Origin of the sequence: Pseudomonas tehranensis, from assembly GCF_014268615.1 — a bacterium.
Taxonomy (GTDB): domain Bacteria; phylum Pseudomonadota; class Gammaproteobacteria; order Pseudomonadales; family Pseudomonadaceae; genus Aquipseudomonas; species Aquipseudomonas tehranensis.
The window spans coordinates 1-6,020 of the sequence record NZ_JABWQV010000275.1 but is presented as its reverse complement, the minus strand read 5'-3'; the positions used below and the strand labels follow the sequence as shown (position 1 = coordinate 6,020).

Sequence of the window (6,020 nt, the reverse complement as noted above, 5' to 3'; positions counted from 1 at the left end):
GCGAGGGAGCTTGCTCCCGCTGGGCCGCGACGGCCCCCAAGAAGCGACGGGCGTTGCGCACCCGAACGGGAGCAAGCGCCCTCGCCACCAGAGTGTGTTAGCCGGAAATCAATGGGCAGTCAGCTCAATCACGCAGCATTGGCCGTGGGTGGAGATGTCCAGCAACTCGGTGTTACCGCTCAGTTGCAAGCAGTCGTAGAGGCCCAGGCCAACGGTGGACTCACCGATCTTGATCGCCAACCCCGGGGCCGCGCTGAACACCAGCACTGTCCCCGCCTCGCTGAAAAACCGCTGCTGGCCGCCCATCCATTGCACCCGTGCGCGGTAACGCTGCGGCGCATAGATCAGGTTGAAGTCGCGAATCGGTCCGCCCAGCAACGTGCAATGCACATGGCTTTCGCCGTTGAACGCAAAGGGGTCCAGCGGATGCAGAGGTCGCGTGACCTGGCCATCGACGCTCAGGCTCATGCCGTCACCTTGCAAGACGCTGATGACGCGTTCGTAACCGGCGAACGTGGAAAAACCACCCGACTCCGCGATATCGGCAATCGACAGACGCCAGCCGAAACCGTCCAGGCCGGTGCCAGCGTCTCGGGTAATTTCTTCGGTGCTGCCACCGCCGTTTTTCCACGGCATACGTGGGTAATCCGCGGCGCGTAAAACCTTCAAGTCACTCATTTATGAAACCGACCTTCCAGACGATGACGGGAACCGGGGTGAATCAGGCGCGCGGCGGTTACCGGCTGACGCCCCGACCAAGTGCGGCGGCGAATCAACAGGCACGGCTCGCCCCGCTCGATCTGCAGCAGCTTGCACTCGCTCGCTTCAGCGAGAATCGCTTCAACCACGTGCTCGCCTTCGGTCAGCGGCGCCACCTGGTTGAGGTAGGCGTAGGGCGTTTGCAGGGTGAAATCCTGCTTGAGGTAATCCGGGGCCACCAGGGCATTGACGAAACGGTCCTCGATTTGCACGGGGATGTCGTTTTCGAAATGCACGATCAGCGAGTGGAACACCTTCTGGCCTTCGCGCATGTCCAGGGCCAGGGCGCGCTCGGAACCGGCGGCCTCCTCTTCCAGGGTGATGACTTTGCACGTATGGCGATGGCCCCGGGAGGCGATCTCGTCGGCAATGTTATGCACTTCAAACAACGCCGACTGGCTCTTGGGCTCGGCCACGAAGGTGCCGACGCCTTGCATGCGCACCAACAAGCCGTCGGCGGTCATCTCACGCAGGGCACGGTTGATGGTCATGCGGCTGAAACCCAACTGGCTGACCAGTTCGCTTTCCGACGGCACGCGGTAATGCGGCGGCCAGTTTCCACTGTCGATCTGCTGGGTGATCATCTGTTTGACGCGGGCGTACAAGGGCGCCGGACTGTCACCCATGTTTGCGGCCAGCGGCGGTTTGGCAGGCGGAGTCGGCACGGCGGTTCCTTGTTCTGCAAAAGAAGGGTGCTAGCTTGCCGGAGTTTACCGGGCAGGCAAACGTCTGTATATGTATATACAAATTACGCACGATGAGGTTGAACCATGTCCGCCTTCTTTGCCGAACGCGCACTGCTGCCTAGTGGATGGGCCCATGATGTACGTTTTGAAGTCGACGCCAGCGGCGTGTTGACTCATATCCAGGCCGACTCCCAGGCAGACGGCGCCGAGCGGCTGGGCGGGCCACTGTTGCCCGGCATGCCGAACCTGCACTCCCACGCCTTCCAGCGGGCCATGGCTGGGCTGGCGGAAGTGGCGGGCAACCCCAACGACAGTTTCTGGACCTGGCGCGACCTGATGTACCGCCTCGTCGGAAAAATCAGCCCCGATCAGCTCGGCATCATCGCCCGACAGCTGTACATCGAAATGCTCAAGGCCGGTTACACCTCGGTCGCCGAATTCCATTATGTACACCACGACACCGACGGCACGCCTTACGCCGACCCGGCGGAACTGGCCCTGCGCATCAGCCAGGCCGCCAGCGCCGCCGGCATCGGCCTGACCCTGCTGCCGGTGCTCTACAGCCATTCCGGTTTCGGCGGCCAGGCCCCCAATGACGGGCAACGTCGATTCATCAACAGCAGCGAAAACTACTTGAAACTTCAGGCACGCTTGCAGCCGATTCTGGCCGGGCAACCGACCCAAGCGCTGGGTTTGTGTTTCCACTCCCTGCGCGCCGTGACGCCCGGGCAAATCCAGGAAGTGCTGGCCGCCAGCGACCGCCATTGCCCGGTGCACATCCACATTGCCGAACAGCAAAAGGAAGTCGACGACTGCCTGAGCTGGAGTGGCGCCCGTCCGCTGCAATGGCTGTACGAAAACACCGAGGTGGATCAGCGCTGGTGTCTGGTCCACGCCACTCACGCCAATGCTCAGGAAGTCAGCCTCATGGCCAGGAGCCAGGCGATTGCCGGCCTGTGCCTGACCACTGAAGCCAACCTGGGCGACGGGATTTTCCCGGCCGTTGAGTTCCTCGCCCAGGGTGGACGTCTTGGGATCGGTTCCGACAGCCATGTGTCGTTGAGCGTGGTGGAAGAGCTGCGTTGGCTGGAATACGGCCAGCGTCTGCGAGACCAGCGGCGAAACCGCTTGTATCGGGCGGATCAACCGATGGTCGGGCGCACCTTGTTCGATGCTGCGCTGCAAGGTGGTGCCCAGGCGTTGGGACAACCGGTCGGCGCCCTCGAAGTCGGCAAGCGCGCCGACTGGCTGGTGCTCGATGGCAACGATCCTTACCTGGCCACCGCCAACGGCGATGGGATTCTCAATCGCTGGCTGTTTGCCGGCGGGGATCGTCAGGTGCGGGATGTGATGGTCGGCGGACAGTGGGTTGTGCGGGACGGGCATCACGCCGTGGAAGAGGAAAGCGCTCGGGCGTTTACCCAGGTATTGCGCGAACTTTTAGGCTGACGCCGATAAAATGTGGGAGCGGGCTTGCTCGCTCCCACATTAGATATTCCCAGGCAGCTAATCCGAAGTCTTGGCCATCTGCCGATCCGACGCACGCCAGATCAACCGTGTCGTGTCGTAACCCTGCTGGCGCGCCTTGCTCAGCAGTTCTTCGCGCACAACGCCGTTGACCGTCGGGGTTCGGGAAAGCAGCCACATGTAACGACGGCTCGGGTCACCGACGATGGCGGTCTTGTAATCATCGCTGACATACAGGACCCAGTATTGCCCCTTCGCCACGCCCGGCACGATCCGCGAAAACCAGTTATCAAACTCGACCCAGAGCTTGTCGGTCTTGCCCGGCACTTGAGGCGTTGCAGTGCCCCTGGCTTCTTCCCACTGCCAGTCCGAGGTCAGGCAGCGGTTGAACACATCCACATTGCCGTCAGGCTCGAGGGTGTAGTGGGCTTCGGATTGCGCGCAGTTGCGCTGGAAGTACATCGGTAGACGGGCCAACTCGTACCAGGTCCCTTGGTAACGCTTGAGGTCGACGCTGTTGACAGTCTTCGGCGCCAACGGGTCTTCGCCAGAAGTGGCACAGCCAGCCAATACCAGGCCGGCAAAAAGCACTAACAATAACCGCATCATTATTTTTCTCCCGCGGGCCGGTGGCCCCGGTTTACTTCAGGCCTTGGCCGGAAAACATTAACACTTTGTCACCGGCGTACTGCACGCTGATAAAGCTCTTCTGGTCGCCCCAGGTGCAACTGGACATGCCGAGCGCGCCCGAACAATCGGTCGGTTTCCCCAGTAACGTTTCGACTTCGGCCTTGGGCATGCCGGCCGACAATTTCGAATAGTTTTCCTGGTTGACCTTGCTGCATGCCGTCAACAAGACGCACAAGGACAACAGGGCGATAGATCGCAGCGACATGGTGTAACTCCTGGAACGGAAGGGGGTGGCAGGGTGCCAACCAGAACCTTAGAAGAGAAAACCCCTATCTGGTTCCCCGACAGACCCAGTATTTGTTGGGCGTTGGGCCGGTGTTTCATGGGTGAAACAATCAGTTTGTGACGCCGTCGTGTATTTCGTCGGGATTAGCCTGCGCACGCCTGATTCAAAGCGCTTTGGAGCCGATAAAAAGAGCAGCGCAATGCCAGGCGTTATGGCAAATTGACGCCCCTTCCTGACCAGCTCCTCTGCGGTAGCGTTCTTAATGACCAGAAACATGAAATTCAGCCACAAAATCCTGCTGGCTGCTGCGCTCGTGGTAGCCGTTGCATTCGCCTGCTTCATCCTGTTCAACGATTACCGTCAGCGCCAGGGCTTGCATGCCAGCACCGAGACTTCCATGCAGGAGCTCGGCAGCCTGACCAGCCGCAACATTCAGACCTGGGTCGAAGGCCGCACCCAATTACTGCAATCGCTGGCCCAGCAGATTGCCGTGGACGGCAGCAGTGCCGATAGCCTCAAGCGCGCCGTGGGTCTACCGGCCTACACCGGCAACTTCCAGCTCAGCTATTTCGGCGGCACCGACGGCGTGATGTTCTCGGTACCGGCCGGCAATCGTGCGGCCGACTACGATCCCCGCGCCCGTGGCTGGTACAAGGCTGCCAACAGCGCTCAACAAACCATCGTCACCGAACCCTACATCGCCGCCTCGTCGGGCAAACTGGTGATAACCGTCGCCACCCCGGTACAGCATCAGAACCAGATGATCGGCGTGGCCGGTGCGGACATCGACCTGTCGAGCGTCAGCACCATCATTAACTCGTTGAACTTCGGCGGCCACGGCCATGCCTTCATCGTCAGCGCCGACGGCAAGATCCTCATCCACCCCGACAGCCAGCGCGTGCTCAAGACCCTGGCCGAGGCCTACCCTGACGGCGCCCTGCAAATCAGCCCAGGCATGAAGGAAGTCGAACTCGACGGCAAGACCCAATACCTCTCCTTCACGCGGGTCAACGGTGTACCGGGGGCCGACTGGTACGTGGCGCTGGTGCTCGACAAGGACACCGCCCTGGCGATGCTCAGCGAGTTCCGTACCTCGGCGCTGATCGCCATGGTCATTGCCGTGGTGTTCATCATCGCCCTGCTGGGCATGCTGATCCGCGTGCTGATGCAACCGCTGCTGACCATGGGCCGCGCCATGCATGACATCGCCGAAGGCGAAGGCGACCTGACTCGCCGCCTGACCATCCATGGCCAGGACGAATTCGGCGCCCTGGGAACGTCGTTCAACCGTTTCGTGGAGCGCATTCACACGTCCATTCGCGAAGTGGCCTCGGCCACCGGGCTGGTCAACGAAGTCGCGCTGCGTGTGGTCAGCGCGTCCAATTCATCGATGGTCAATTCCGATCAACAGGCTTCGCGCACCAGCAGCGTGGCCGCGGCGATCAACCAGCTCGGTGCCGCCGCCCAGGAAATCGCCCAGAACGCCGCCCTCGCCTCGCAACATTCCAGCGATGCCCGCAGCCTGGCCGAAGACGGTCAACAAGTGGTGGATAAAACCATCACCGCCATGCAGCAGTTGTCCGCCAAGATCAGCGATTCGTGCGGCAACATCGAAACCCTGAACAGCAACACGGTGAACATCGGCCAGATCCTTGAGGTGATCACCAGCATTTCCCAGCAGACCAACCTGCTCGCCCTGAACGCCGCCATCGAAGCCGCCCGGGCCGGTGAAGCCGGTCGCGGCTTCGCGGTGGTGGCCGATGAAGTGCGCAACCTGGCTCATCGCACCCAGGATTCGGCGCAGCAAGTGCAGAAGATGATCGAAGAACTGCAAGTCGGCGCCCGGGAAGCGGTCCTGACCATGACCGACAGCCAGCGCCAGAGCGAAAGCAGCGTCGGCATCGCCAACCAGGCCGGTGAACGCCTGGGCAGCGTGACCCAGCGCATCGGTGAAATCGACGGCATGAACCAATCCGTGGCCACCGCCACCGAAGAGCAGACCGCCGTGGTGGAATCGATCAACGTCGACATCACCGAAATCAACACGCTGAACCAGGAAGGTGTGGAAAACCTGCAAGCCACCTTGCGCGCCTGTGCCGACCTTGAACAGCAGGCGGCGCGGTTGAAGCAGTTGGTGGGTAGTTTTCGGATCTAGTGCGCTCAAGGGCCCTTTCGCGAGCAAGCCCGCTCCC

6 protein-coding genes are annotated in these 6,020 nt (G+C 61.4%); 2 read left to right on the top strand and 4 right to left on the bottom strand.

Going from position 1 to position 6,020, the window contains the following annotated elements; all coding sequences use genetic code 11:
- Positions 1 to 108: 108 nt before the first annotated feature.
- Together HU811_RS23855 and hutC are read right to left on the bottom strand one after the other, a co-directional pair.
- Complete coding sequence (locus HU811_RS23855) at positions 109 to 678, bottom strand: HutD/Ves family protein (protein ID WP_186658420.1); 570 nt, start codon at positions 676 to 678, stop codon at positions 109 to 111.
- The gene (hutC, locus tag HU811_RS23850; protein WP_171061303.1) at positions 675 to 1,385 is read right to left on the bottom strand and encodes a histidine utilization transcriptional repressor HutC; all 711 of its coding nucleotides are present in this window, start codon (positions 1,383 to 1,385) and stop codon (positions 675 to 677) included. The genes HU811_RS23855 and hutC overlap by 4 nt, the downstream gene beginning before the upstream one ends.
- Positions 1,386 to 1,529: 144 nt before the next feature.
- On the opposite strand from hutC, the gene HU811_RS23845 reads away from it, so the two are divergent.
- On the top strand, positions 1,530 to 2,894 hold the full coding sequence (locus HU811_RS23845) for a formimidoylglutamate deiminase (RefSeq protein WP_186658418.1): 1,365 nt from the start codon (positions 1,530 to 1,532) through the stop codon (positions 2,892 to 2,894).
- Positions 2,895 to 2,951: 57 nt separating this feature from the next.
- Here HU811_RS23845 and HU811_RS23840 read toward each other — a convergent pair whose 3' ends face one another.
- Together HU811_RS23840 and HU811_RS23835 are read right to left on the bottom strand one after the other, a co-directional pair.
- Complete coding sequence (locus HU811_RS23840) at positions 2,952 to 3,521, bottom strand: lipocalin family protein (protein ID WP_186658416.1); 570 nt, start codon at positions 3,519 to 3,521, stop codon at positions 2,952 to 2,954.
- 31 nt (positions 3,522 to 3,552) lie between these two features.
- Positions 3,553 to 3,807: a hypothetical protein gene (locus HU811_RS23835; protein ID WP_025211369.1), complete on the bottom strand. Its 255-nt coding sequence runs from the start codon at positions 3,805 to 3,807 to the stop codon at positions 3,553 to 3,555.
- A gap of 283 nt (positions 3,808 to 4,090) precedes the next feature.
- Here HU811_RS23835 and HU811_RS23830 point away from each other — a divergent pair, with 283 nt between their 5' ends.
- Positions 4,091 to 5,983, top strand: coding sequence for a methyl-accepting chemotaxis protein (locus tag HU811_RS23830; protein ID WP_202883622.1), 1,893 nt, complete (start codon positions 4,091 to 4,093; stop codon positions 5,981 to 5,983).
- Positions 5,984 to 6,020 lie beyond the last annotated feature (37 nt).